This is a genomic window from Sphingobacterium sp. JUb56, assembly GCF_014191365.1.
Lineage (GTDB): Bacteria > Bacteroidota > Bacteroidia > Sphingobacteriales > Sphingobacteriaceae > Sphingobacterium > Sphingobacterium anhuiense.
In genome coordinates this window covers 16,552-41,478 of sequence record NZ_JACHWL010000001.1, presented here as the reverse complement: position 1 = coordinate 41,478, position 24,927 = coordinate 16,552, and the positions used below count along the sequence as shown (strand labels likewise).

Genomic DNA, 24,927 nt, shown 5'->3' with positions numbered 1-24,927 from the left:
TTAACATCTTGATTAACGCTACAGTCGTGGTCATCGTCATTATTTGTTCAAAATGGGAGGTTAATACTTTGTAAGATATTTAAAAATAAATAATATTATAAAAAGCTTCCCAAAAAATTTGGGAAGCTTTTTTTTTGATTCCATGTTATGAAAAAGAAAAATATGACCGCTAAATTGTTCACCTTGAATTGCAAAAATCAACGTGATTTACTACCAGAAATCATTTCAACAATGCATCAATTAGGATTAGAAATTGAGACGATTTCACAATCCCGTACAGATATTCCAGAAATAGTTTTGATAACGATTGAGGTAGCTATGCCAGGAATCTTAATCGACAATACCATACTCACTCTTAAAAAAATAGCCGATGTACTGGATGTTACCATCACTTTTGGTTCTGTTTTAAATGCTGCTTTATTTAAAATATCATTCGACACAAATGAAAACATCTGGGAAATTTTACATCGCTATAATGTACGCTGTGTTTCCATGGAAAATAACACACTATTAATTCACCAAATCGCAAAAGAAGGCGATATTCAAAGGTTATACAATGCTTTAGAAGGGCCTGGACTAATATCTTTTTCGCAGTTGCCACTTTCAAATTATCAATCTACCATTTAATAGTAATTTCGCGACAATTGAATTATCCATTTATACGGCAGGAGTATAAGGATAGTTATTCTTTAAAAGTTTATTAAATTAGTAGTGGAGTAAAATAAATCATTTAAGTTGGAAGCTAAAAATATAACCAATGACAGAAACAGAAATTTTAGATCAGGAAAATAGGCTTTATGAAGCGATCAAGGAAAGTAATATAAGCGTGCTTGAAGAACTGCTGCACGATGATCTGCTTTTTGTGCTTCCAAGTGGAGACGTGATCACAAAGGAAATGGATTTACAGAGTTACCGCGACGGTAACTTAAAAATAAGCGAACTTATTCCCCATGTTGAACATCTAAACATCATAGATGATACAGCAGTGATTACGTTGACCTTGGAATTAAAAGGAAATTACAGTGGTCAAGACTTTGAAAGTAAGTTTCATTACATCCGTTTTTGGAAAACATTCCCTAGTGGAATAAAAGTAGTTGGAGGAAGTGGAAGGATTGTTCATGTTTAAACGGGCTGTACCATTTAAAAGCGTTGCAAAAAGCCAGTAACTTTTTGCAACGCTCTAATTGAAAACGGTGCTACTACACGCGATTATTATTTATACCATACCGGTCCTGGTTTGTTTCCCATTTCGAATACCAATGTTGCCCCAGACATCATTTGCTGCTATGTGATATAACTTGTTTCAATAGGTTTACCATCAATTGAAACAAGATCCGATATAAATATATGGGTGTGAGACAGGGATGCGGATTGATACCATGTGGACATTAATTATACATATTCGGCAAGCCCGCGCATCCAGTTATTAAAGTCAACGTCCGAAGGGATTTCAAATTTTTTACGTAATCTGTTCTTCCGAATCTGTACAGCCCTTACTGTCACAAACGTATATTCGGCAATATTTTTTGTTGAAAAATTAAGAAAGGCCATAGCGCAAAACTCAAGCTCGGTGCTTCTAAGATTCGAATCAAATGATTTCAACGCTTGAATAAACTGTGGGTATAATTCGGTAAACAAAGTCAAGAACTCCGGATTGTTACTTTTAGCCAAGTCGATCAGATTATTGAATTTATTTTCTCCAATTTGCTCTGTCAGTTCTTTATTAATGAGCTCTGTTTCCTGTAAAGCTTCTTCTTTTTGCCCCAAAACTTTACGATTGTGCCTAGATCGCCATACAAAAAAAGTGATCGCGGCAAGGAGCACGATCAAAGCAATTATTGAAACGGTAACTGACTTTGACACCTTTGTCGCAGATTCCTGATCTTTTAATTTCAAAATCTGATTGAGCACCTGATCGACAACCTGTCGATTTTCATTTTCCAAAGAATCATTGAGTCGGCTAAAGGCCATTTCATAGTGATCAGCTTTGTCTTTGTCCAAGTTGTTTGTTCGGTAAAAATCAGCCAACTCCCGATATGAATTCTTCATTCCAATTCTGCTACCGGCTGCCCGCTTTTTTGCTAAGCTCTCTTCATAAAAAGCTGCAGCCTTTTTAAAGTTTTTTCTTTTTTCTTCCAAAAGACCTAAAGCACCATAGGTATTCAAAACAACAGGAATTTTATATTTCTTCATGAGTTCCAGGGATTTGTCAAGGTATTGTTGCGCCTTCACTAAATCGCCTTTCTTAACATATAAACTTCCCAGGTTTTCATATACTATCTGATAACGCATAGCCGCATCTTTCTCTTCAAAGACCTTTAGATTCTCTAATTGTAGTTCGGTATATTTTTGCATAGAATCCAGTTGCCCCAAACGTCGGAAAGCAGCACTTAAATTTTCGTAGTTAAACTGATAGGATTTTACTTTTATTTCGCCAGTCAGCCTTTTGATCACTTCCTGTTGCAAACGGAACTCCCGAATAGCTTGCTGATGAAGCATGAGCCCCCCATATGCTCTTCCCCGCAACCGATGGACTTCTGATTGCATGAAAATTTCATTCTTATAGAAGTCAGTGGCTTCAATACGATCCAGCTGCTTCAGTCCTTCCTTAAATAAGCCTACAGTCACAAGACCTTCTGCAATGTAAGAGCCAGATTTTGCTTTTCCTTCATCATAGTTGGCAACATTAGCCAAATTAAGCGCTTTGATCGCCGTCTCTATATAGGTCACCAAATCTCCTCTACTAGCAAATTCCATTGACTTTGCTAAGAGTGAATCAACCTCTTGCTTCTTGTCATCCCCAGCGATTGCTTTAAACGTAAATAATAATAAAATAAAAAAAGAAGTTGTTTTCTCATTTGGTAGGTCATCAATTGTGATAGATAGTTATGAATCACAACAGTTTAAAGCTCCCTTCAGCCTTAAAGTATTGCGCTACTAATCTAAGAATTTTAAATCATTAACCAGATATCAAACCATCTACAGAATACATTTTCATCCCGAATTTTCTAATCCTCTAACTTCAGATAATCATCCTCCAATGGCGATACTCCCTGGGAAACCTGTGCAGAACCAGCAGCGACTCCCTGCTCCATTTCTACGATTGTAATACTCAAAATCGGAGGAATATAACTTTCCTTTTTCTTTTGATCTTCTGTATCCATGACTATTTTTTTTAGTTTTTATTTGGCGTAAATCTTTCTGACGGCTTATTGTTTTAGATTGATCATTTATTAAACCTTCGATTTGCACAGCCGTAAGCAATACCAAAATCAAATTAATTATTGGGAACAAAGATTAGGATTTTGAAATACAATCGATGAAAAATGACCTATCACATACATATCACATAAAAACTAACCATCATTTATTAACTTGAAATCGATCAAAATAAAATAGAAATAGTGGAAAACTTTTTGATCTCAAATTATATTAACACTTTCTCCTTTTATGTATGCCATTAAATTTTAATATTTAGTGCTTGAAAAGCTATTCCGGCAAGCAAATAGATCTTCCCTAAAATTTTCTTTAATATTACTGAACAATTCAAAATTGAAGTAGGAAAGTCTCATACTTACCGCATTGCTAAATAGTCTCAATAGCTATTTGCTCTTGTTCAATCATTGGAATTCGCTGGATCTGCTCGCGCATCCAACAATTAAAATCAATATCGGAAGCGATATTTAACTTTTTGCGCAATCTATTTTTACGTACCTGTACGGCACGTATCGTGACAAAAGTATATTGAGCGATATTTTTGGTCGAGAAATTCAAAAAGGTCAGGGCACAAAATTCTAATTCACTACTACGGATTTTCGGATTTATTGTCTTTAACGAGACAACAAAATCGGGATAGATCTCGCTGAACAGCGTCAAAAATTCAGCGCTATTATTTTTCGCTAAAGCAATTAAATTATTGAAGTTATTCCTTTCCATTATATATCATTATTTAGTAAATTTTCATTCCCATATTACCGTCCTTGGAGATAAATTCCTTCAACCAGTAGTTGCCAATTTTGCTTATTTTTTAGAGGAAATAGCAATTAAAATCGACAGCTCCAAATTGATACCCGTAGACTAAATCCAACTATATTAGCACGGACCTTCACACAAATTAGGTACGAGCAATAATGCGACAACAAGCATCAAAATGTTCTCAACAATATATTTTTGAATGCTTTTATCCAGCGGCACCTGAACTAAACTGTACTGTCTTATTCTGCCTAACAAATATTTGCATTAAAAGAATGAATCAAAAAAAACCGCCTTTCACATTCATATCACACTTTGTAAAAACCTAATAAACAACACCTTAACATCATTAAAAACAGTAAATAACTTAAATATAAGTATTGAGCAAACGTCCTTCGCCCTTAAAAAGAAAGTCCTTCTTATGAAAGAAGGACTATTTTTTCCCTGATTTAGGACTTTTCGAAGTTTATTTGAACTGAATTTGTGCGCGCATCCAGTTTAAAATCTTTATGCTATCTCATAAAAAAGCTCGACAGGAGTTATTAAAACCTGTCGAGCAACTAAGATGAATTAAACAATAATTAGTTCGGATACATTACCAGTCGATGGTACGATTATCATCATCAGCATTATCCCATGATTGTTGCACGTCGGAGCTAACAGATGCAGCTGCAATACCTTGTTCCATTTCCACTATCATCAATTCGATTCGTGGACTTAAATAGATTCTCTTGGGCTCATTAGTATTCATAATATGATTTTAAAAAAAGTTAACATTCTGTGATTCTACCTACAGTGTACAAGCAGTTTTCTTTCTGCCACTACCTGACCCCACCATCATCGTCTTACCTTGTACTACCTGTGTGATTTTTACAGTATTGGAAGTCGTACTCCATGGCACCGTATTAAATGAACCTTGTGTCAGTTCAAGTGGATATAGTGCACCTCCTGAGGTCTTGCTACCATACATAGTAACCTCACCGGTACGACTAATTACAACTCTGATAAGCGGCTGCGCTGCTGTACCTACCATATCATAAATTTGTTGGATTGTACCGCCTTCAACATTGTTTCCGCCGTAAACACTTCCATCTACATATCTCACATTTTTTTGCGCAATGGCAATACCACCTTCAAATTGAATTTCTTGTGTGGACAGCTTGATACCATTAACCTCCATATTAAAGGAATTGTCTAATTGAAGAATATCAAATACAAATCCATAATCAGCACCTGGTGCTGTCAATGTCTGTGTAACTAAGTTTCCGTTAGGAACAAATGTACCATTGACATTGGCACCTGATCCAGAAGCAGGATAATCCCAGTTTAGATCCGCACCTCCTGTCACAGATTCTGTACAAGTTTTGAAGTTTAGGTTTAAGTTATAACGTTGACCTGGTATAATCTGTAATCCAGCAACGCCTACATTAGATCTTGTCTCTCCATCAATAGTAATAGATCCAAAACTAAATACACCATTGGCAGCGCCAGGGTGGATTAACATTGTAGGGATACTCGATACCGTCCGTAAGCCCGCTCCCAAAGCTGGAAATTGTACAGCAGTAGTTGCAGTATTTCCATTGTAGGATATCGTACCATCTGCTAATTTTAAACTTGCACTAGGATGCGTAGGGTTTATCGTTGGCGTAACCAAGCTTGTTATTGCTCCAGTCATTTCAGTTGCCATACTTAAATTAGTAATTACCTCACTATACTGATGTTTCAATACCACATCAAGATTATTATCACCTGAATGAACTGTCAAATCTTTCTTAAAATACATCAGATCTGCACTGATGTTATCCAGACTGGCATTTGCTAAGTCGGCCTGTGCAGTCACTCCTGGAACGGTTGCCGTACTATTGACTGAATACGCTACAAAAGTATAGCTCTTTTCTGCATCCAATGTGATTTCACTATTATTGTCAACAGAATTTGTGTAGATCTTTTCTGTTACATATTCCCCATCTGCATTATACACCACGATCTTGTACTTGACATTAGCTGCTAAGGGTGTCCTCTCTTCGGAAACTGCGGCACGATTTCCCGACGATGCCCGCAACAGGTTACCATTAACCACGGAAGACTTGCTTGTCAACGTTGCCTCAAAAGAACTTGAGCTTGTCAAAGGAATTACCTGAGTTTGGGCTGTGCTCCCAATGCTTCCCCCATTGCTTGCTTTTTTACTTGTGACAACCGGGTTTTCTACGCCAAGTAAATGAATGCTGACGCTAGCTTTACCACTGGCCGCTACACTGTCTTTGCTTTCCTTACAGGAATACAACGATCCACACACCAAAGCTGATAGAACCAATGCCTTCCAGCTTATTTTTGTCGGTGATTTTAAAATCATTTTTCTAATTTTTTTGATGATTAATAAACATTTTAATTAATTCGTTGCAAATGTTGTAATAATTTCCCAAAAGGAAACAACAAGCTTATATCACAAAGATATCACACATTAATATGACTATTAACAAAATACAAGTCATATTAAAGAAAAGTATTATCATAAAAAGATGTCAAAGATAAAGTACAAGATAAACTATGGAAATTAGGAACAGTATTTTTCTTAATAGTTTTATCAAATCAACACAATAACCTGTATTTCAATTAGTTAAATACCTGAGATAGGGATGTGATATTAATGTGATATGTGCATTATGCTATATTTTTCTTTATCCGTACTACCTTTGAAGTAAAGAATACAACATGTTTTGATGTAGTAAGACCATATAAGCAGATAGCGGAAAATTACCGATATCATTAATTATTTAAATGAAGAGAAATTAACTTTTAGATCGCCACAAAAAATACACGCAATTGAAACCTGAGCTAATACAGGATATTTATCAGGGTGATATAACTGTTTTGGTGCCATATTGGGCACCGTGTCCGTGGTGGCAGATGTTAAAAATATAAACCAAATAAAATATTAAACATGAAAAAGAGAACTAAAAAAAACATTTACGTGAAACCCGTAATCGAACAGTTACAGGTGGAAATGGAACATGGTGTAGCTGCAGGGTCGGCTGGATCAGGTCAACCCGGAGGCGGAACTGGAGTTAACGAAACAGACTGGAACAATGGCGGAACGGAAACCCAGGATCCGAATGGCGGTGAATGGTGGAACTAATACCAATCAAAAATTATTTATAACAATTATGAAAACAATGTATCAGATTATAAAGATAAAACTAGCCTTAATCGTTCTCCTAGCAGTTGCCGTTTCCTGTAGTAAGGAAAAAGGTGAAAATACTCTTGAAGCGAATAAAGGTGGCATAAAACTGGCTTTAACGGAAGCCCAATTCGGTGGAGATCATGTATCTGTGGCCAAAGCATCGGCAAAAGCTAGCGCAACTGAACCGTTGGTGATCACACAAGAACTGCACTCGGGGCCTTTTACTATAACAGCAGAGCTTACTGAAAATACGGCAACGAACAACGGACTTAAAGCATCTACCAATAAAAAGTCCGCCACTTCTTTGTTGTCATTGAGAGGTGCGGTAACGTATCGGGTAGTAGTCTATGAAACAGACGGTACCTATATTGACCAAGCGGTTGGTGATGCATCAGATGCAAGCCTGGTATTTTTTGGAGATAAATTGATCGCAGGCAATAAATATACCTTTGTGATCTATTCATTGGGCTCTACGACTACTCCTCCTGCTGCTGCCCCAACAACAAACCTCTATACTGCAGGTACAGTTAATTTCGATTTTACAAGCTATGAGGAGAATGGAGCGGATTTGATGTATGCCATCGAAAAAGATGTCACCATCCTCGGTAACAATACGCCGACTCCATTAACGGCTCCACTGCAGCATATGTTTACCCGTGTCACTCTTCTGGTCGACAATAGCGATGCTACGGGCACATTCGGAACCGCAAATTATCTAAAAGGAGGTTATCTTTCAGAGGTTCCGGTTCAAGCGCAATGGGTTTCACCTTTCGCTGACGCCACTGTCGACCTCAGTACTGGAGAAGTCGTATCGGCAGTTAATGAGAGTACTGTACCTCCTATTGCAACTCTCAATGCAACAGCCCGCACTTTTATCGTAAACCAAAATCGGTCAAACACTTTTTCAATTGCATTGTCGATACCAACAGGTCAAGTCAAAATAGGTCATGATGTCAATGCACAAGCAGTAAACTTTAATTTTTCAAATGCAGGCCTTGGTTTAAAACCAGGTTATTCGTACACCATGAAATTGCGTTTTAACAGTGACCGTTATGTGAATGCACTTAATGAAACAAGAAGCGCAACTGCTGCTGATGCGCGTTATGCAGTGATCGGTGGCCATCGTTGGGATCGCTATAACCTGGGTGTCGCAAATGTAAATCCAGTAACAAATAATCCAGATGCTAACCCTTCGATACAAGCCCTATATGGCAACTACTATCAATGGGGCCGTCAATTGCCAGTGGCAAATGCTTACAGCGGAGATGGCGCTATTGTTGGATGGAATACGACATTTGCTCCTGATGGTTCCTGGAATAATGGTACAGCATCTGTTCCAGTGAAAGCAGCATTAGACCCATGTGGTACGGGTGATCGAGTGCCTAGCCCTGTTGAATATACCCGTTTAGGAAATTATACTCGCCATACTTCCATTGGAAACTGGATTCCAAATACAGGAACTTCTGCTGGATTATCGGACTTTACTGCGGCGCATATTATGACCAGTAAAAAGAGCAGTGATATTAAATTAAGCTTTCCCGCAGCTGGTCATAGAGAAACAACTGACGGATCACAGCGTGTTAGACAAGCCACCGCTATCTACTGGTTAAATACAGAAGTTGGCGGTAATGATAGAGCGTTTCAAGGCCGAGGATTCCAAAGTGCTTGGGATACTCAGAATTATTTTAAACGTGCGGGCTATCCTGTACGCTGTATCCAAGATAAATAATAGACAAATTATAAATTTATTTCATAGTTTTCATATTATTCCTACCTATTTAAAAACATCCTATTGAAATCAATAGGAATTGAAAGCCCGGCATGGTTAATTCATGTCCGGGCTTTTCTCTCCTACAAGTTATTTCTTATACCATACTGGCCCTGGCTTGTTTCCCATTTCGAATACCAATGTCGCACCCGACATCAATTGCTGATGCGTGATGTAACTGGTTTCAAGTGGTTTTCCATCTATTGAAACAGATTGGATATAAATATTCTCTTTACTGACGTGATTGGCTTTGACCGTAAATTTCTTACCGTTAGCAAGCATAATTTCACTATGATCAAAAAGCGGTGTACCGATCTCATAATGGCCACTGACAGGATTTACTGGATAAAAACCTAATGCACTGAAGACATACCATGCAGACATCTGTCCACAATCTTCATTGCCACTCAAACCAGAAGGATTATTTAGATATAGCTTTTCCATTACCTCAGCAGCATACTGCTGTGTTTTCCAAGGCTGTCCGGCAGCATTGAATAGATATAAAGCATGATGGCTCGGTTCATTACCATGTGCATACTGCCCAATCATACCGGTGCTAAAAATAGGCAGTTTGGCTGTATCTGATGGATGGAAAGTAAACATACTATCGAGCTTTTGTCCAAAGCGTTCTTCCCCGCCGACCAAATTGATCAACCCAGGAATATCATGCTGTACCGACCAAAAATATTGCCATGCATTACTTTCACAGATATGTTCGCTGTAATCTTCAGGATCGAACGGGCTTATAAATTGACCATTACTATGACGTGGCTGCATAAACGACGTTGCTGGATTATAGACATTCTTATAGTTTTTTGATCTCGCCAAAAATGTAGCAGCAATATCCTCTTTCCCCATCTTGCTTGCCATTACGGCTATACAATGATCATCGAAAGCATACTCCAATGTGCGGGATAAGGACCAGTTCTCTGCATTATATTTATCAGCTACATCATAAGGAACATAGCCAAGTTTTTTATACAGTCCAACTCCTCTGTATGCATCGGTGTTCGCTGAAGCGACACAAGCTTCAAGCGCTTTATTGACGTCAAAGTCACCGATCCCTTTTAAATAGGCATCGGCGATAACAGGTATAGCATGGTGCCCGATCATCATATCGGTTTCGCTTCCATATATATTCCATACCGGTAAACGACCATGTTGCTCGTAAAAGGCAATAAAGGACTTAATCATATCATTTACACGATCTGGATCAGTGATGGTAAATAATGGATGTGATGCTCTATAGGTATCCCACAATGAAAAAGTACTATAATTGGTCCAATTTTCGGCCTTATGTATTTTCCGATCAGCACCAAAGTAAGATCCGTCTACATCTCCAAATATGGTAGGAGCTAACATACTATGGTATAATGCGGTATAGAATTTCACCTTGGTATCTTTATCTGCTGTCTGGATAGCGATCTTGCCAAGTTCATCATTCCAATTTTTTTCAGCCTGCGCGAGATAATAGTCAAAATCATCTTTTGGCGCTTCTGCTTTTAAATTGTTTGATGCTCCTTCCATACTCACTCCGGAAAGTGCTGTACTCAATGTGACTTGATCTCCTTTAGCTGTTTTAAAATCAAAACGGGCTTTAAATGCTGTTCCAGTTCGTTTAGTAGCTTTTGTAAGGGTATCTGTAACGGATAAGATGGCAGTACTATCTAAGTGTACGGCAGTAAAGGGTTTTGAAAATCGAGTTTCGAAATAGACGCGTTGCCCTCTTGCCCAGCCTTCAGAAAATCGATAACCGCGAATCGTAACCGAATCGACGACTTCAATATGGGAATCAACTGTGGCATCCCAGTTCATTGCTTTCTTCAGGTCTAAAAATACAGCAGCATCTGCTTCTGGGAAAGTATAACGCTGAATACCGCAACGAGGGGTTGCTGTCAATTCGACATTGATATCATAATCTGTAAGTTTTACTTGATAATATCCGGCGTGTGCCTGTTCATCGCTGTGCGTAAATTTGGAATGAATACCGAGTGGAGCTTCTGCTTCTTTGTACGGAAGCGTAACTGGCATAAAAGAGATATCATACAGATCCCCTGCTCCTGTTCCACTTAGGTGTGTATGACTAAAACCTGCGATGGTGCTATCCGGATAGAAATATCCCGATATACGGTCCCAGCCCGGCAAACCATTGTCAGGGCTCAACTGGATCATACCAAATGGAGCCTGCGCTCCAGGATAGGTATTTCCCGTAAAATCTGTCCCTATAAAAGGATTAACAGATTTTGCATAAGAATCATGCTGGGTATCTTTTTTGGAAGCACAGCCTAAAGTAACCAATAGACTCGCACAAACCATATAATTCACATATTTCATTGTATATATCGCTTTTTTTAAATTTTATTTACAACTAATTATCACTACTAAAAGGAGATCATCATGGCTATTTTACGGGAGTTTGATCACTTAGTTTAAACTTCGTAAATGTTACTCCTCGACTACCTCTTTTGTTATCTTTTCTATACTAATTTCTAACAACCGATCGCTACATTCTATGATCTCACTACTGTTTAATTAACCCGACAACTGTTTTGATCAAGAAAAACAAGAGCCCAATATAAGATAAATGGAGCGATCAATAAAATTAAATTTAATTTCTTGTTATATATTTAAAACGTTTTAGCAAAATCAAATAGTGCTCGTTTGATTTTGGAACAAGATCAAACGAATATTAATCCAAAATCCCCGAATATACATTTATAGCGATTACAGCAGTAAATTGTCCTTATCTTAATTTTGTAAATAAAACTTTATGCATATGAAAAATTTAGAATTGTTAAAAGAAAAATCGACCATGCTTTCCAAAGAACAGATGAAAGGTGTGCAAGGGGGTATGAAATGGACAAAGGACAGAAGTAACAATGTCCATGATACAAGATACCTGGATGGCTGGCTCAAGCACAGAGCGTCATTATCAGCCGAAACTATTTTATTCGGTCACGATCGATATTAGTATTCGTAATACTTCATTAACGAAATAAATCCCATCAAGTCACTACAAGCTATACGATTATTCAATTGTAAAGAATATCCGTATAGCTTGTGCTTACATTAAAATAAGATTTGATAAAAGATAAGTTTATTTCGCATTCTCCGCATAATAAAGGTCGGCAAATAGCTTCGACAGTTTAGCAGGATCTTCTCTCCAGGCATTATACATGCCCTGCCCCATTTCGTCAGGTATACTATCGAGTTTACCGTCAGCTACACCTTGCAGTATTTGGATAGCAGTACTGTCTGGATCGGGCATATCCCAATCACTACCTTTGTTCATATCCGTGTCAATTGCTCCGGGATTGACCGCATAGACGGATACATCTTTTTTAGCCAATTCAATTCGTACAGATTGTGTAGCAGAAAAAAGAGCTGCTTTTGAAGCCGCATATCCTGCAATAGATGGCAAAGGGGAGTAAGCGGCAATAGAAACAATATTGATCATAATGGAGGGTTTATTTCGAATCAGAATTGGTGCAAATGCCCGCATCATTTTTATTGTTCCAAAATAATTAACCTGTAAATCATTATCCATTCCCAGGAGATCTCCTTCTAAGATATTTCCAGAGTTTACTGTTCCGGCATTGTTGATAAGAATTTCAGTATCCTGAGCTACGGTTGCTACCCATGCAACTTGTTGGTCATCTGTAATGTCTAGTTCTAACGGTACTATCCGATCGTCATTAAATGATGGCATTTTCTTTAAATCCCTGCAGGTTGTATATATTTTCCCTACCCCATTATTAAGTAGAACCTTTACAAGTGATTGGCCTATTCCCCTATTGGCTCCTGTAATTAGGATCACCTTATCTTTAAAAATTTGCATCGTGTTTTATTTTTTGGTTAACACAAAGCTAGTGTGACGAAAGGAATGATAAAATCCAAAACGTGCGGTATTAAAGAATGGTCTCCATTCATTTCACAAAACATCTATGGTGTTGACTAGCGCAGTGCTACCGACGAATCAAAATTAGCATTTGTCCATTTCAGTTTATTATAACTTTTGAGAAATTTGAGTCTTAATTCTAAGATCTTTTCTTGGGCATCAATAAGCTTATTTTCTCGGCTGTTGATTAGAAATAACGAACTTTCGCCATTAGCATATTTGGATTGCTCGGCCATTAGTAATCGTTTATAATTATCCATGTTTTTGGTGGCGATACCGATCTGACTCCAATAGTTGTAGATTTCATTTTTGTAGCCGGTTATCTTGGTTGCCAATTCCTGACTTTTATAAGCTAGATCCAAACTGTTCTGATCGATCTTCAATTTTGCCATTTTATAATCAGCTCTTGCCTGTCTTAAAAAAATCGGTATTTCAAGTTTTAAACCATATTGGAAGTTATTATCAAAAAGTGGAAAAAACTGGTGTGTATACCCTTCTTTATTATAAAAATTATAGCTAAAATCAATCTTAGGCAATAAGCTCTGCAATTTGAGGCGACGTTCGCTTTCTAATATTTTGCCTTTTTCATCATAATAACGTACAGAAGCATGGCCATTTAGCGTATGCGCATCCACCTGCGCCAATAGATCGGTGTATTGCGTATCGTCAGTATTGTTCTGCAATCTTTCTGAGGGAATAAGCCCTTCATTGACGGGATATGGCTTAAGGTCCTCCTCCCATAAATATACCGAAAGCTTTTGTGTCGCACTGACAAATTGAAGATAAGCATCCTGCTGCTCCAGCTCATAATTCTGCAGCTGCGAAAGTGCTTCGGTGGTATCAATTGCAGCCTGTTCACCATACTGAAAAGTTTTGATCACAAGTGCCAGCCGCTCTTTATTGATGTTAACTGTTTCCCTTTGCAGTAGATAAAGCTCATATTGTTTGACCCATTCCCAATAGCTGTTTTCCGCTTCCAGCATCAGCTCGTTGGTCAACACGGTTTGTTCGGCTTCCGTCATACGCTGCGCAATCTGTGCTTGCTCCAATAAAGCACGTCTTTTATCATAAAGCAGATTTTTTGCCAAAGGAACAGTTACGCCAACTTGATATAAACCTCCCTTTGTATCACTGTTATTGAGTTTTTCTCCATCTAAATAGCTGTAACTACCATTCACCTCTATACCATACCAAGTCGGAATACCTAGACCAACATTACGCTGCTGATAATACAGTGTGCCATCAATGGTTTTTTCTCCCGTTTTAGCGTCCAGAACAGGATCAAAATTACCTTTAGCCTGCTGTATACCGGCAGCAGCAATACGGTTCTCTAAGCGATATTTGAAAGCCATGGGATGATAATTTTTAACGATGGCCAGAAACTCGTTCCGCGATAATCTTAAAGTATCCTGCCCAAAAGAAGATTGGCTGAAAAAACATATCAGAATAAGGATGATATAACTATTTTGCCGCTGCATCGTTTGTTGCTTTATTTTCATTTTTGACTGTGTAATAATCCGGAGGGAAACCATTTATATTTCGCCACAGCTCATACCAGATCGGCACATCGTTCAGGATCGCAATACCTTGCACCCCAGCACCCACTTTAATCTGTGGAGGCCATGGTTTTTGTCCTTTATCTTCCATAACCAGAGCCCTAAAAAGTCCGCTCGCATTGATATTATTTTCGACAGCAATTACTTGACCTGCAAAAGTTCCGTAACTCGTGGTTGGCCAGCCTGAAAATACAATGGCAGGAAAACCGTCGAACACACACATCACCCGTTGTCCAACTTTGAGTAAAGGTAAATCTACGGGTCTCACAAAAATTTCGACAGCGTAATCAACCTTGCTGGGCACGATCGTACCGATACTTTCGGTTTCCTTCAGGATTTCTCCGATACCACCTTTATTAAGTTGTACAATCTGTCCGTCCTGAGAAGCTTGCACAAAATATAATCCCCGTCTCGCTCTATAATTGGCAACCTGATTTTCAAGTTTTGCTATTTCGCCAGTACTTCCCTCAATCTGCCCCAAACTCGAAAATCTGTCACCTTCTGTTTTGCTTAGCTTTTCAGTATAATCCTGGATCGTTGCGCGCTCTTCGATCTGTACCGTTAGAATCTCCTGATTTGTCTGCGCCAGCTTATTGTCTATGGCTGTTTTTTTAGCTAAAACATTTTGATAGGAAACATTTCGCTGTTGCAATTGGGTAAGGGACACCAGACCATCATCGTACATTTTTTTCTGTCGGTTAAATTGATCTTCGCTTAATCGCAACTCGTTGGTTATAGCCAAAAGTTCTGCCTGCTCCGCCTGCAGCTTATTATTTAACTGACTGATCTTCACTTTCAATTGTGCCAGCTTAAGTTCTCGCCCAGCACCGAGAGCTTTGATCTGATCTGCAGTAGTCCCCACTTTGGCTTCGTAATAATTACGGACACCTTTCTTCGCGCTGACCTGCTGCTCGGTACGTTCCAGCAACTGCGGATCCATATAGTCATCTTTCACTTCAGCTAGCTGCAGTATGGTATCACCTTTTTTTACAAAATCGCCGTTCTTGACATACCATTTCATGATTTTACCTGGAATAGGCGAATTGAGCTGCTGCGGACGCTGATCCTGATACAACGTGGTCACAGTACCCTTCACCTTAATATTCTGTGTCCAGGGTAAAAAAAGCGTCACAAAGCACAGTATACCCATGAAGATAAACCAGTTTTTAACTGAAGACTGCTTATGGATATGGTATATTTTATCGAATGATTTGAGTTTCATCTGTTCACGTTATCTTTACTTAATTTCAATAGTACGGTTTTGCAGGTAGAGATGCTGATCTGCAATCTCCATTACTTCTTTTTCTTTAGACACTAAGATCACAGTTGTATGTTGCTTGATTTCATCCAGATATTGTGTCAGTTTTTTACGAAATACCTCATCCATCCCGTCAAGAGGATCCTCCAATAGAAGTAGACGGTTATTTCCAAGAAGCGCTCTCAGAATTAAGATCATCTTCCTTGAACTAAAAGAAATCTCGGTATCTGTCTCACTCAATAAGGTATAAAAACCGTTGCTAAATTGATCGGATAGCTGCTCAATACCGATTGCTTCAGCAAGTCGGAGTATATCTTCGGTACTGATGTTTTCACGGCCAAGCACTAAGTTTTCGTGCAGGGTACCTTTGATAATCGTCATATCCTCCATGTACAGACCGATGCGATTTCGTAAGGCAATTTTATCAATATTTTTGATCGGTATTTTATCAAAAAGGACTGTTCCACCAGATGGCTCATAAAAGCCGGCTATCATATTTAAGAGCATGGATTTTCCGGCACCTACCTGTCCCGAGATGATGGTCAGGCTATTGGCCGGAATAGTAAAATTCAGATGGATAAAAACCGGACGGCTGTCGGCAAAATTTAAGCTGACATCTTTAAAAACAACTTCCATTCCTCTTGCTGTACTCTCCAATACAATCTCGCCATTGGATTCTTCACGAAGCCCCGTCACCTTGTGAAGTTTGAGTACCGAAGCAATCATATCGTAGTAACTTTCGAGACTTTTAATCAGCTTTTCAACCGCGGACATAATCATGATCACCACAATTTCTGTTGCAACAAATGCACCGATATTGAGTTTTTGATTGATCAACAAATAAGTCCCTATTCCCAGCATAACCAATGTAATGGTCACATTAAACCCAATGATGGATTTGTACTGAAACAATAAAACCTTGAAATGCGAAGTCCGGTGATCAAGATACTGAACCACCCGTTCATCCGTACCTGTTAAATGCATATCTGATTTTGAATTAATCTTGAATGTTTTTATAGCGCTGGCGATATCTTCGAGCCATGAAGCCACCTCATATTTTTTATTACTTTCTTCAACACTGGACTGGATACCCGAATCCATTGTAAAATAAAAAATACAACCCACAATAATGATCACAACTGCTCCGAATACTAAAAACCAGACATGATAAAAAGACAGCAGGATGATACCAAAAAAGATCTGTATCAAAGCTGTTGGAATTTCGAGCAGAATTTTAGAAATACTTTTTTGTAGGTTCAGAATATCAAAAAAACGGTTAACAAGTTCGGGTAGATAATATTTCTTGGTGGCGGCGAGGTCTATTTTTGGAAGTTTCTTGGCAAAAGCGATGGAATATTCGACGAAAATCTTTTGCTGGATCTTCTCAATAATCTGCATGACTTTAACCCGGAAAACACCGTATAAAAATGTACCCAGCACCACAAAACCGATCAGCAGATAGAGCGATGTGACCATGGTGGCACCCAAAACAAAACTGACGATTGCCTGAATACCTAGTGGAATACTCAATTGCACAAGACCACTGAGAATGGCATATATATAAATGGACGCAACATCTTTCTTTTCCTTGGTTATCTGCTTAAACCACATTCGGGTGCTCGCAGTATAATCTTCTTGATTTGCCATTATAATTTATTTTTGGACAGTATATTTAATGTATTTAGAGGGTCGATATTTTGCTTATTCTCCAATAAAATGTGGTATAAATAATCCTGTAATCAACAGTTTCCTTATCTCAAACTTAGTAAAAAATCCAAATAAAATGCACAGGCATACTGCATTTTTATACGCGCAAATAAGTCTAAAATATAAAATCCACCACCTTGTGCAGCATTTACCATAAAACCGAGACATACTCCTAACCACCTGATTACCTAATCTTTTAAACCCAAGATACCCTGCATTTATAAGATCAACAGCTGTGCCTTTTAAGACTCAAACTTAAGTAGCATAAAAATCAAAAAGAACAATATGCTCTTTATAAAAAAACATGAATACACCAATAATGCGAAAGTTTCGAAAACGGAATTAAACCCAATAAATTGGGCTTTAAAAGGTTAAAAACAATGAATAATATTTGAATGGAAGCTATGGGTAGAAATAACCCATTAAAGAAACGCATCTAGTCCTTACTTATGACAGAAAGGTAAGATAAAAATCCCCCAGAAAATATTAAATTTTCTGGGGGATAATGAAGACAATACTTGTTCGAAAAGTTTCTCTTATTTTAGATATTTCCAACTAAAATTTTGTCCCTTTACGTCAACTTCAAGGTGACCAGGTACTGTTCCTTCAAAACTACCTTGCCACCAATTACCAGAAACTGCACCTGCTGTTATAAATTGTACACCTTTTACTTTAATCTCTTCATATAAATGCATATGCCCTTGAAGTACTAATTTCAGATTATGCTCTTTGAAAAGATCAAATACCTGCTTTTGATTTGTAAACGTATCGGCAGCGGTATAACGTCCTTCCAGGACAGGATAATAAACGGATAAAAAAGGAACATGGGACACAATAACTATGGGCTGTTCTTTCGCTGTACTGTTAATAATACCCTGTAACCAAGCAAACTGTTGCTCTCCAATGATGTATTGATTATCCTGTACTTCTACACTATTGAGCACAATGAACTTCCATCCTTTATGATCAAAGGTGTAATAAGTCTGACCAAAAGTTCTTTCGAAAAGTTCAAAATCATTTTTACCGTTTCTTAGATCACGCGGTAATCTATCGTGGTTTCCGATAGCCATATGATAAGGCTTTTTTGTATGTTCAAACACATCTTTAAGCAACTTGAATCGTTTTTCTCCCAGCGGTAGATCAGTATTTTTTAAATTGTCGATATCGACATTATCTCCACCACTCATAATAAATTCCACCTGTGGCGACAATAATTTAAGCCGTTGTGCTACCTGTCCCAATGTAGAGTCACTATGCGTGTGCATATCGGTCAGAAATGCAAATTTAAAATCTTGTGCCTGTACGGTCTTTATGCCAAAGAGCATCAAGAATAGACAACTTACTGTTAATCGTATTATTGGATTATGCTTTACCATCCGAATATTTGTTTAAGGTTATCATTTAAAAGTATCTCTCCCTGTGGTATAGGGCGATAATAAAATTTTGGGGTTTCAAAAGTTCCTGTATTTTCAACCGTCTCTACAGTACCACTATTGCCATCGGATAAAAACACCCCCACATCCTGACCAAAACGTCCAACACGGTAGTATTGTAATTCTCGTCCCAGGCTATTTTTTTCTTTGACTTCGGGAATTGAAGATGAAGATGCAAGCAGTACGACATCGGGAATACCATCACCGGTCATATCATGCTTTCCTAATCCAGAGAAATAGACACCTTCACGCTTATTTTTTAATAATTCGCCCACATTCCAACGCATAAGATCTGTAAATCGGAATCCTTCAAATGCAAGTTCGACACGGCGCTCTCTTCTGATCTCCAATACAAGATTCCGTTGATTACTTTCAACATTGGCATAGCGTGATGCCAAGACTGGATCTATACGTTCGCCAAGTGTCATAGCGGGCATACCCGCTCGTGTACGCAATAGATTGACACTTCGATCTAAATCGGCTTGTGTCAGCAAACCCAGTTCAGCCTTTGCTTCGGCAAAATTCAAGAGAACCTCCGCATATCGGTACAAGGGAATATCTAAGTTATTACGAGCCTCTAGACTCAGCGTATTTTGAAAACCTTTAATTTGATGATAGCCAGAAAAGTTTTTCGCCAGTTGTTGGACATACAATCCCGCTCCCTGTGCGTAGGTGTGGGAATAGATCAACTCCCATCCCGGATAGGCATAGGTTTGTGACAAACGGGGATCTCTGTTTTCAAACTCCTTCACAAATGAATTCTTATCATATCCTACTTGAGCCGAATAGAAGGAACCATCTTTCATCAGATAGGACTGTACCAGATCCCGCAAGGGATAATATTCATAATTACCGAACATACCCGGCCATGAATCGGCGTTGAGCACATTGTTGGCATAAAAACGACCAAATACAACCTCTTTATTGTTTTCTAGATTTTCACTAAAAAATAAGGATCCATAATCCTGATTGGGTTTGCCTGTTTGATGAATACTAAAACCTCCTTCCCGCATAATTTGCTCACTTAATTGCTGTGCTTTGGTCAAAAAATCATTTGCAGAAACTTTTAAATCCAACTCCTGGTGATACTTACGGTAAGTGCCTTCATAGAGCGCAAAACGACTATACTCCTGCAGTACAACCCACTTATTGACTGTCCCCAATTTAATTCTGGGTTCAACATTTTTTGCGGCAAACTCAAAGTCTTCCATAATTTTTTCGACAACAGTAGCGCGAGGATCGCGTTTAGCAAACAGATACTCTGTATCGCCCACTTCCAATGCTTTATCCACCCAAGGTACATCAGAAAACCGTTGTACTTTTTCGACATAAAATCTGGCACGGAAATATCTGCCCAGACCTTCATAATGTGCCTTCTCACTCGCACTGATTTGTGCTTTCTGCATATGCTGCAGAAAGAAGTTCACCTTACGAAGTTGGTCCCAGTTCCAGCCTCCTGAAATAGTTGCTGCAGATGCATTTCCAGCCATAAGGGTTTTAATTTCCACGTTCCCGGTCGTACTTGCATTGTCACTGGTAGCGTCTGCCTGATAAATGCCTAATCCAGAAAAATTATACAAGCCTGTAATGTACAGTTCCAGATCGGTGGCGGTATTAAAAAAGTTTTCATTATTGATTGCCGTTTCTGGAACACGATCCAGATATTGATCATTACAGCCTCCTAAAAGTGAAAGCCCCGAAAACACAAAAGCTAATTTTATATATTTATTTATCATGATATTCGATTAAAAAGTTAATTGGACACCTGCAGAAAAACTACGTTGAAAAGGATAAGTAAGTCCATTGCCGACACGATCTGAACCCGCGGTAGGATTGGTATAGGTATTTTCATTAAGGGTTTCAGGATCAAAATAGCGTTTTACAGCAGACCATTCGATGATGTTTTCACCACTCACATATACCCGAAGCTGACGGATCTTGGCTCTTGAAGTAAACAATTTAGGTAAGGTATAACCGATCGTTAAATTCTTGAGTCGCAAATAAGCAGCATTCAATAAATAGTTTGTTTGTGGAATAGCCAATCCCTGCGCCTGATCGATACGTGTACCTAAATTACGGTCGGCCAGCCATGACTGCAATATCGGATAAGCGGCATCGAGGTTTTGATCTGCAAGCCCCAAATTTAGGTATGCTTGAGAATGTTTTGCGCGATCGATCTCCGAATCACTATCAGGGCGGTAGAAATCAAGCAAGTGTCCATAAAAATTTCCGTAAGGCTGCTGATAAGTACCCCAATACAGATAATCCAATGGATAATAATCGCGTTTGCCAATTCCTTGGAAAAATGCGCGTAGGTCAAGACCTTTCCAATCTGCTGATAGGTCTACCCCAAATTGATAACGGGGCGTGGAGTTTCCGATGATTTTAAGATCTTTTGTGTCGCCAAGTGTATATCCCTTCTCAATCTTACCATTATTATCCTGATCAACATAGGTCGGCCAGCCCGGTACGATGGATAATGCACCCCAAGGAATAATGGAGGTTTGATCCAATTTAGCGATCTCTGCCTGATCTTTGAAAAGACCGTTATTTTCCAATCCCCAGATTTCACCTAACTGCATCCCATCATAATATTGCAAAATACTCTTATTGGGATTGTCAAAGCGGGTGATCTTGGACTGTGAATCTGACAACAATAATTTGGCGTTAAAGTGCAATGGAGCATTATCCACTTCGAAACGTTCCTGAAAATTAAGCGTCAACTCCCATCCATTAGTCCTGAGATCAGCGGCATTTTCACGTGGCTCGGCAGCACCCAATATATTGGGAAGATCCTTACCTAAGGTCAACATACCTAGCGTACTTCTTGAATAATAATCAAAACTGGCAGAAAACTTATTTTTAAGAACAGCAACATCTACACCGACATTGACCGTATTGACTTTCTCCCAGGTATAATTGGGCGAAACTAAAGATGGAACTTGAATATAGATACCTCGCTCGCTGCCAAGTAAGTAATCTGAATCCTTTTTCTCCATCGAAGGAAGATAACCATAGTTGGATACAGACTGATTACCAAGTTGTCCGTATGACGCTCTCACCTTTAATAAATCAATACCGGATAGTGATGACATGAAATTTTCACGGTCTAATCGCCAGGCAACAGAACCGGAAGGGAAGAAACCAAAACGCTTACTTTTTGGAAAACGAGAAGATCCATCATATCGGCCGTTGAATTCTACAATGTACTTATCGTCGTAGGTGTAGTTAAACCGATAGAATGCACCGCGCAATGCATAGGTATCTATAGCCTCCCCCATTCTCATGGTTCCTGTAGCAAATTGGATCGTAGGGAATGATTCTGAAATCAATCCCGAACGTTCGGCATTAATAAGCTCATAACGATAGTCTTCCTGATTAAATCCGACCACAGCATTTACCTGATGCTTATTAAATGACTGCATATAGGTACCATATATATTATAGACGTTATAGTAGGAGAAGCCAGCTTCACGGAAAGCACCTGTAGTTCCTTCTTTGCGCACATCGTCAGGTCCATATCCGATCTGATATTGTGTCGTATACCAGTTTCTATTCAGTGAATTGCGCTGAAAAGTGTAATCTGCATTCAGTTTAAACTTATTGCCCAAAAAACGAAGTTCTGTATTAAAAGTAGACTGAACATCCAAACGTTTTTGATCACTTTTACCGCCATCGACCATCCGTGCGGCGATATTTCCGGCTGCAGCATTAGCCCATGTGCCATCAGGGTTCTTATCGTAGCTTGTTGGAAAAATATTATAGATATCGGCCAAATTCATTTGTGAAGGTTCAAGTCGTCGCGTACTACCAATCACGGTATTATTGCCGAATGATATAAAATCTGAAAGTCGATAGTTTACTTTTGATCGCAGATTGTACCGGTCAAAATAATCTTCTGTAAGTTTAACGGGTGAATTTTGGCGATTGTAACTTCCGCTGATGTAATACTGTACTTTTTCATTGGATCCTGAGATGGACAGGTCGTGTGAATGGGTTGAATTCCAATCTGAAAAGAAGTAACGTGTCCAGTCCCGATTGCCCATATATTCCCAAGCTTTGGCATCTGATGGATTGATCCGCACTCCGGGAATAGAAGGATTGTCAGAGCGCTCTCTTGCATATTGGTAAAATTGATCGGAGTAATTCACATTATCCCAAGGGGTATTATCAGTAGATGTTTCCAATAATCTGGAAAACACATATGGATCCGTTATTTTATCAGGCATAACAGTTGGCGTATTCCAAGTAAAATTATTTGAATAACTTACTTTAACATCACCCTTACCCGTTTTAGTGGTGATGATTAGAACACCAAAAGATGCCCGCGCGCCATATATTGCCGCAGCAGAAGCATCCTTAATCACGGTAAATGATTCGATGTCCTGTGGGGCAATACGAATCAGTTCAGCCGCCGAAACAGGTACGTTGTCTACTAAAATAAGTGGATCTCCACCATTGATGGACGTGATACCGCGAATGTTAATATTGGGCACAGCACCAGGTGCTCCTGAATTAAACTGTATGTTTAAATTTGGTGCTATACCCTGAAGTCCCTGTGCGGCATTTGAAATCGGACGGCTTTCCAGTACTTCTCCACTGATATAATCTACAGCACCGGAAAGATTGGTTTTTTTCTGGGTACCATAACCGATGACGACAACTTCATCCATGTTATTTGAAGCCGTATCCGTTAGTTGAAAAACCACACTTGACCGTTTCTCCGAAGTGACAATATATTGGCAATCTTCTTTCGGTTGTAATCCGGTATAAGTCACTAAAATACAATAATTGCTGTCTACGGGCAGATTATTGAACACCGCTTTTCCTTGCTGATCAGCTTGGCCGGATCGCTTCAAATTATTCACTTTATTCTTTACAGTTACGGTAGCATTGGCCAGACCTTTTGCCTTCGCGTCCTGCACGATAACAACAAGTTCTCCACGCTCCTGGGCAAAGCCCATTTCGCCAAAAGCAATCGCTAATAGCAGTAATAAAGCCCTGCTGGAAGGCATTTTCATAGTTAAAGATATTCGCATATTTTTCATTAATAATTGTGCATAATATGTCCAGGCTCCCTCTTTTTCGTAGGGTGCTGCTGGTTATTTTTTATTTTTTTACTGGCTTACTTTTGTAATCGCATAGGTATTGGTTGCAGCATTAAACGTCATCTCTAAATCATTGGCAAAGCAGATTGTCTGTAAGATCTGTGCGATATCATCATCTTTTGTATAAGTACCATAAAATGAAAGCCCTGAAACTTCTTTTGAAGAAAAGCGAATCGTTGTATGGTATAATGATGCTAAGGCAGGCAAGACTTCTTCTAAAGGTTTATGATGAAAAGTCAGCGTGTCGATGACTGCTGCTTCCACTATTTGCTCCTCTACTTCCGGATGACGATCGCGCTGTCTAGCCGGTGCTACCGTTTCTTTCCACGACTGCCCAGGAGTCAAAAATGCAAGTAAGCGTACTGCGCCATCTGCTGTTTTCTCTTTGATGGAAACCCGTCCGGTCACCAGGCGTATTTTGGGTTTTGCACTTTTATTGTCCTGCACAACCCAGAAAGAGGTTCCTAGCGCTGTTGTTAGAATATTGCTTGCTAGAACAGTAAATGGACGTTCATGATCGTGAGCCACTTCAAAAAATGCTTTTCCCTGCAATTGAATTGCACGGCAGTCATCCGGAAAGGGTTGCGTCCAAGTCATCGTCGAATTGGCCAAAAGATGAACGCGAGTACCATCTTCCAATACTACTAAACTGTCCTTAGACACCGTAAAGACCTTATTGATTGGCTTTATCAAAGATGGCATGATTGTGCTGTATGCAACTTTCTGCGGTTCATGAATACGATCTGGGTCTACTAGATACCAGCCCAAAGAAAGACAACAAAGCAAGACTGCTGCCACCTGTCCCAAAAGTTGCCAGGAATGACCAGCCTTTTGGACGTCTACCTCCGGCAGGAGTAAACGGGAATCTATCTGTTCTTTCATTTTACGATAGGACTGATTCATATCAATCTGCTCTTTGTTCGAAAGATCCAATTCGCGCATCCACTTCATTAAGTGTCCACGCTCTAGATCAGTAAGCCGTCCCTCCGAATATTTATTGATCAACTCTTCCAGTTCTCTTTTTCTATCTTGCATACATCCTAATA

At 39.0% G+C, this 24,927-nt stretch carries 19 protein-coding genes; 5 read left to right on the top strand and 14 right to left on the bottom strand.

Annotated elements, in window-relative coordinates; genetic code table 11:
- Nucleotides 1–147 precede the first annotated feature (147 nt).
- Both FHR29_RS00160 and FHR29_RS00155 read left to right on the top strand, forming a co-directional pair.
- Nucleotides 148–627: a hypothetical protein gene (locus FHR29_RS00160; protein WP_183911737.1), complete on the top strand. Its 480-nt coding sequence runs from the start codon at nt 148–150 to the stop codon at nt 625–627.
- Between the two features lie 130 nt (nt 628–757).
- Nucleotides 758–1,126, top strand: coding sequence for a nuclear transport factor 2 family protein (locus FHR29_RS00155; protein ID WP_132845036.1), 369 nt, complete (start codon nt 758–760; stop codon nt 1,124–1,126).
- Nucleotides 1,127–1,392: 266 nt separating this feature from the next.
- Here the strand turns inward: FHR29_RS00155 and FHR29_RS00150 are convergent, their stop codons facing one another.
- The 5 genes from FHR29_RS00150 to FHR29_RS00130 all read right to left on the bottom strand — a co-directional run bounded on the left by FHR29_RS00150 (nt 1,393) and on the right by FHR29_RS00130 (nt 6,325).
- Nucleotides 1,393–2,757, bottom strand: coding sequence for a tetratricopeptide repeat protein (locus FHR29_RS00150; RefSeq protein ID WP_183911736.1), 1,365 nt, complete (start codon nt 2,755–2,757; stop codon nt 1,393–1,395).
- A 251-nt stretch (nt 2,758–3,008) separates the two neighbouring features.
- Entirely contained in the window at nt 3,009–3,164 is a 156-nt protein-coding gene (locus FHR29_RS00145) for a hypothetical protein (RefSeq protein WP_183911735.1), read from the bottom strand.
- Between the two features lie 421 nt (nt 3,165–3,585).
- Complete coding sequence (locus FHR29_RS00140; protein WP_183911734.1) at nt 3,586–3,936, bottom strand: hypothetical protein; 351 nt, start codon at nt 3,934–3,936, stop codon at nt 3,586–3,588.
- Between the two features lie 631 nt (nt 3,937–4,567).
- Nucleotides 4,568–4,723, bottom strand: coding sequence for a hypothetical protein (locus tag FHR29_RS00135; RefSeq protein WP_183911733.1), 156 nt, complete (start codon nt 4,721–4,723; stop codon nt 4,568–4,570).
- A gap of 39 nt (nt 4,724–4,762) precedes the next feature.
- The gene (locus tag FHR29_RS00130; protein ID WP_183911732.1) at nt 4,763–6,325 is read right to left on the bottom strand and encodes a fimbrillin family protein; all 1,563 of its coding nucleotides are present in this window, start codon (nt 6,323–6,325) and stop codon (nt 4,763–4,765) included.
- Nucleotides 6,326–6,913: 588 nt separating this feature from the next.
- Here FHR29_RS00130 and FHR29_RS00125 point away from each other — a divergent pair.
- Nucleotides 6,914–7,108, top strand: a complete 195-nt coding sequence (locus FHR29_RS00125; RefSeq protein WP_183911731.1) for a hypothetical protein — start codon at nt 6,914–6,916, stop codon at nt 7,106–7,108.
- A 28-nt stretch (nt 7,109–7,136) separates the two neighbouring features.
- The gene (locus FHR29_RS00120; RefSeq protein WP_183911730.1) at nt 7,137–8,882 is read left to right on the top strand and encodes a hypothetical protein; all 1,746 of its coding nucleotides are present in this window, start codon (nt 7,137–7,139) and stop codon (nt 8,880–8,882) included.
- 129 nt (nt 8,883–9,011) lie between these two features.
- On the opposite strand, the gene FHR29_RS00115 is transcribed toward FHR29_RS00120, so the two are convergent.
- Nucleotides 9,012–11,255 (bottom strand): GH92 family glycosyl hydrolase, encoded by a 2,244-nt coding sequence (locus FHR29_RS00115; RefSeq protein ID WP_183911729.1) that lies wholly within the window; start codon nt 11,253–11,255, stop codon nt 9,012–9,014.
- A gap of 436 nt (nt 11,256–11,691) precedes the next feature.
- On the opposite strand from FHR29_RS00115, the gene FHR29_RS00110 reads away from it, so the two are divergent.
- Nucleotides 11,692–11,892, top strand: a complete 201-nt coding sequence (locus FHR29_RS00110) for a hypothetical protein (protein WP_183911728.1) — start codon at nt 11,692–11,694, stop codon at nt 11,890–11,892.
- A gap of 126 nt (nt 11,893–12,018) precedes the next feature.
- On the opposite strand, the gene FHR29_RS00105 is transcribed toward FHR29_RS00110, so the two are convergent.
- The 8 genes from FHR29_RS00105 to FHR29_RS00070 all read right to left on the bottom strand — a co-directional run bounded on the left by FHR29_RS00105 (nt 12,019) and on the right by FHR29_RS00070 (nt 24,916).
- Nucleotides 12,019–12,759: an SDR family NAD(P)-dependent oxidoreductase gene (locus FHR29_RS00105; RefSeq protein ID WP_183911727.1), complete on the bottom strand. Its 741-nt coding sequence runs from the start codon at nt 12,757–12,759 to the stop codon at nt 12,019–12,021.
- A 116-nt stretch (nt 12,760–12,875) separates the two neighbouring features.
- Complete coding sequence (locus FHR29_RS00100; RefSeq protein WP_183911726.1) at nt 12,876–14,318, bottom strand: TolC family protein; 1,443 nt, start codon at nt 14,316–14,318, stop codon at nt 12,876–12,878.
- The gene (locus tag FHR29_RS00095; RefSeq protein WP_183911725.1) at nt 14,281–15,597 is read right to left on the bottom strand and encodes an HlyD family secretion protein; all 1,317 of its coding nucleotides are present in this window, start codon (nt 15,595–15,597) and stop codon (nt 14,281–14,283) included. The genes FHR29_RS00100 and FHR29_RS00095 overlap by 38 nt, the downstream gene beginning before the upstream one ends.
- Before the next feature lie 15 nt (nt 15,598–15,612).
- Nucleotides 15,613–17,280 carry a peptidase domain-containing ABC transporter gene (locus tag FHR29_RS00090; protein WP_221197765.1) on the bottom strand — a complete coding sequence of 556 codons (1,668 nt, stop codon included), beginning with the start codon at nt 17,278–17,280 and terminating at the stop codon, nt 15,613–15,615.
- A 596-nt stretch (nt 17,281–17,876) separates the two neighbouring features.
- Nucleotides 17,877–18,716 carry a metallophosphoesterase gene (locus tag FHR29_RS00085; RefSeq protein ID WP_183911724.1) on the bottom strand — a complete coding sequence of 280 codons (840 nt, stop codon included), beginning with the start codon at nt 18,714–18,716 and terminating at the stop codon, nt 17,877–17,879.
- Nucleotides 18,710–20,509: a RagB/SusD family nutrient uptake outer membrane protein gene (locus FHR29_RS00080; protein WP_168127219.1), complete on the bottom strand. Its 1,800-nt coding sequence runs from the start codon at nt 20,507–20,509 to the stop codon at nt 18,710–18,712. Before FHR29_RS00080 ends, FHR29_RS00085 begins: the two co-directional genes overlap by 7 nt.
- A 9-nt stretch (nt 20,510–20,518) precedes the next feature.
- Nucleotides 20,519–23,812, bottom strand: a complete 3,294-nt coding sequence (locus tag FHR29_RS00075; protein WP_260291239.1) for a SusC/RagA family TonB-linked outer membrane protein — start codon at nt 23,810–23,812, stop codon at nt 20,519–20,521.
- A gap of 78 nt (nt 23,813–23,890) precedes the next feature.
- Nucleotides 23,891–24,916 carry a FecR family protein gene (locus FHR29_RS00070; RefSeq protein ID WP_183911723.1) on the bottom strand — a complete coding sequence of 342 codons (1,026 nt, stop codon included), beginning with the start codon at nt 24,914–24,916 and terminating at the stop codon, nt 23,891–23,893.
- Nucleotides 24,917–24,927: the final 11 nt, after the last annotated feature.

Coding starts and splice junctions, on each gene's coding strand:
- FHR29_RS00160 (WP_183911737.1), top strand. CDS start 148: ATGAAAAAGAAAAATATGACCGCTAAATTGTTCACCTTGAATTGCAAA.
- FHR29_RS00155 (WP_132845036.1), top strand. CDS start 758: ATGACAGAAACAGAAATTTTAGATCAGGAAAATAGGCTTTATGAAGCG.
- FHR29_RS00150 (WP_183911736.1), bottom strand. CDS start 2,757: ATGGAATTTGCTAGTAGAGGAGATTTGGTGACCTATATAGAGACGGCG.
- FHR29_RS00145 (WP_183911735.1), bottom strand. CDS start 3,164: ATGGATACAGAAGATCAAAAGAAAAAGGAAAGTTATATTCCTCCGATT.
- FHR29_RS00140 (WP_183911734.1), bottom strand. CDS start 3,936: ATGGAAAGGAATAACTTCAATAATTTAATTGCTTTAGCGAAAAATAAT.
- FHR29_RS00135 (WP_183911733.1), bottom strand. CDS start 4,723: ATGAATACTAATGAGCCCAAGAGAATCTATTTAAGTCCACGAATCGAA.
- FHR29_RS00130 (WP_183911732.1), bottom strand. CDS start 6,325: ATGATTTTAAAATCACCGACAAAAATAAGCTGGAAGGCATTGGTTCTA.
- FHR29_RS00125 (WP_183911731.1), top strand. CDS start 6,914: ATGAAAAAGAGAACTAAAAAAAACATTTACGTGAAACCCGTAATCGAA.
- FHR29_RS00120 (WP_183911730.1), top strand. CDS start 7,137: ATGAAAACAATGTATCAGATTATAAAGATAAAACTAGCCTTAATCGTT.
- FHR29_RS00115 (WP_183911729.1), bottom strand. CDS start 11,255: ATGAAATATGTGAATTATATGGTTTGTGCGAGTCTATTGGTTACTTTA.
- FHR29_RS00110 (WP_183911728.1), top strand. CDS start 11,692: ATGCATATGAAAAATTTAGAATTGTTAAAAGAAAAATCGACCATGCTT.
- FHR29_RS00105 (WP_183911727.1), bottom strand. CDS start 12,759: ATGCAAATTTTTAAAGATAAGGTGATCCTAATTACAGGAGCCAATAGG.
- FHR29_RS00100 (WP_183911726.1), bottom strand. CDS start 14,318: ATGAAAATAAAGCAACAAACGATGCAGCGGCAAAATAGTTATATCATC.
- FHR29_RS00095 (WP_183911725.1), bottom strand. CDS start 15,597: ATGAAACTCAAATCATTCGATAAAATATACCATATCCATAAGCAGTCT.
- FHR29_RS00090 (WP_221197765.1), bottom strand. CDS start 17,280: ATGGCAAATCAAGAAGATTATACTGCGAGCACCCGAATGTGGTTTAAG.
- FHR29_RS00085 (WP_183911724.1), bottom strand. CDS start 18,716: ATGGTAAAGCATAATCCAATAATACGATTAACAGTAAGTTGTCTATTC.
- FHR29_RS00080 (WP_168127219.1), bottom strand. CDS start 20,509: ATGATAAATAAATATATAAAATTAGCTTTTGTGTTTTCGGGGCTTTCA.
- FHR29_RS00075 (WP_260291239.1), bottom strand. CDS start 23,812: ATGCGAATATCTTTAACTATGAAAATGCCTTCCAGCAGGGCTTTATTA.
- FHR29_RS00070 (WP_183911723.1), bottom strand. CDS start 24,916: ATGCAAGATAGAAAAAGAGAACTGGAAGAGTTGATCAATAAATATTCG.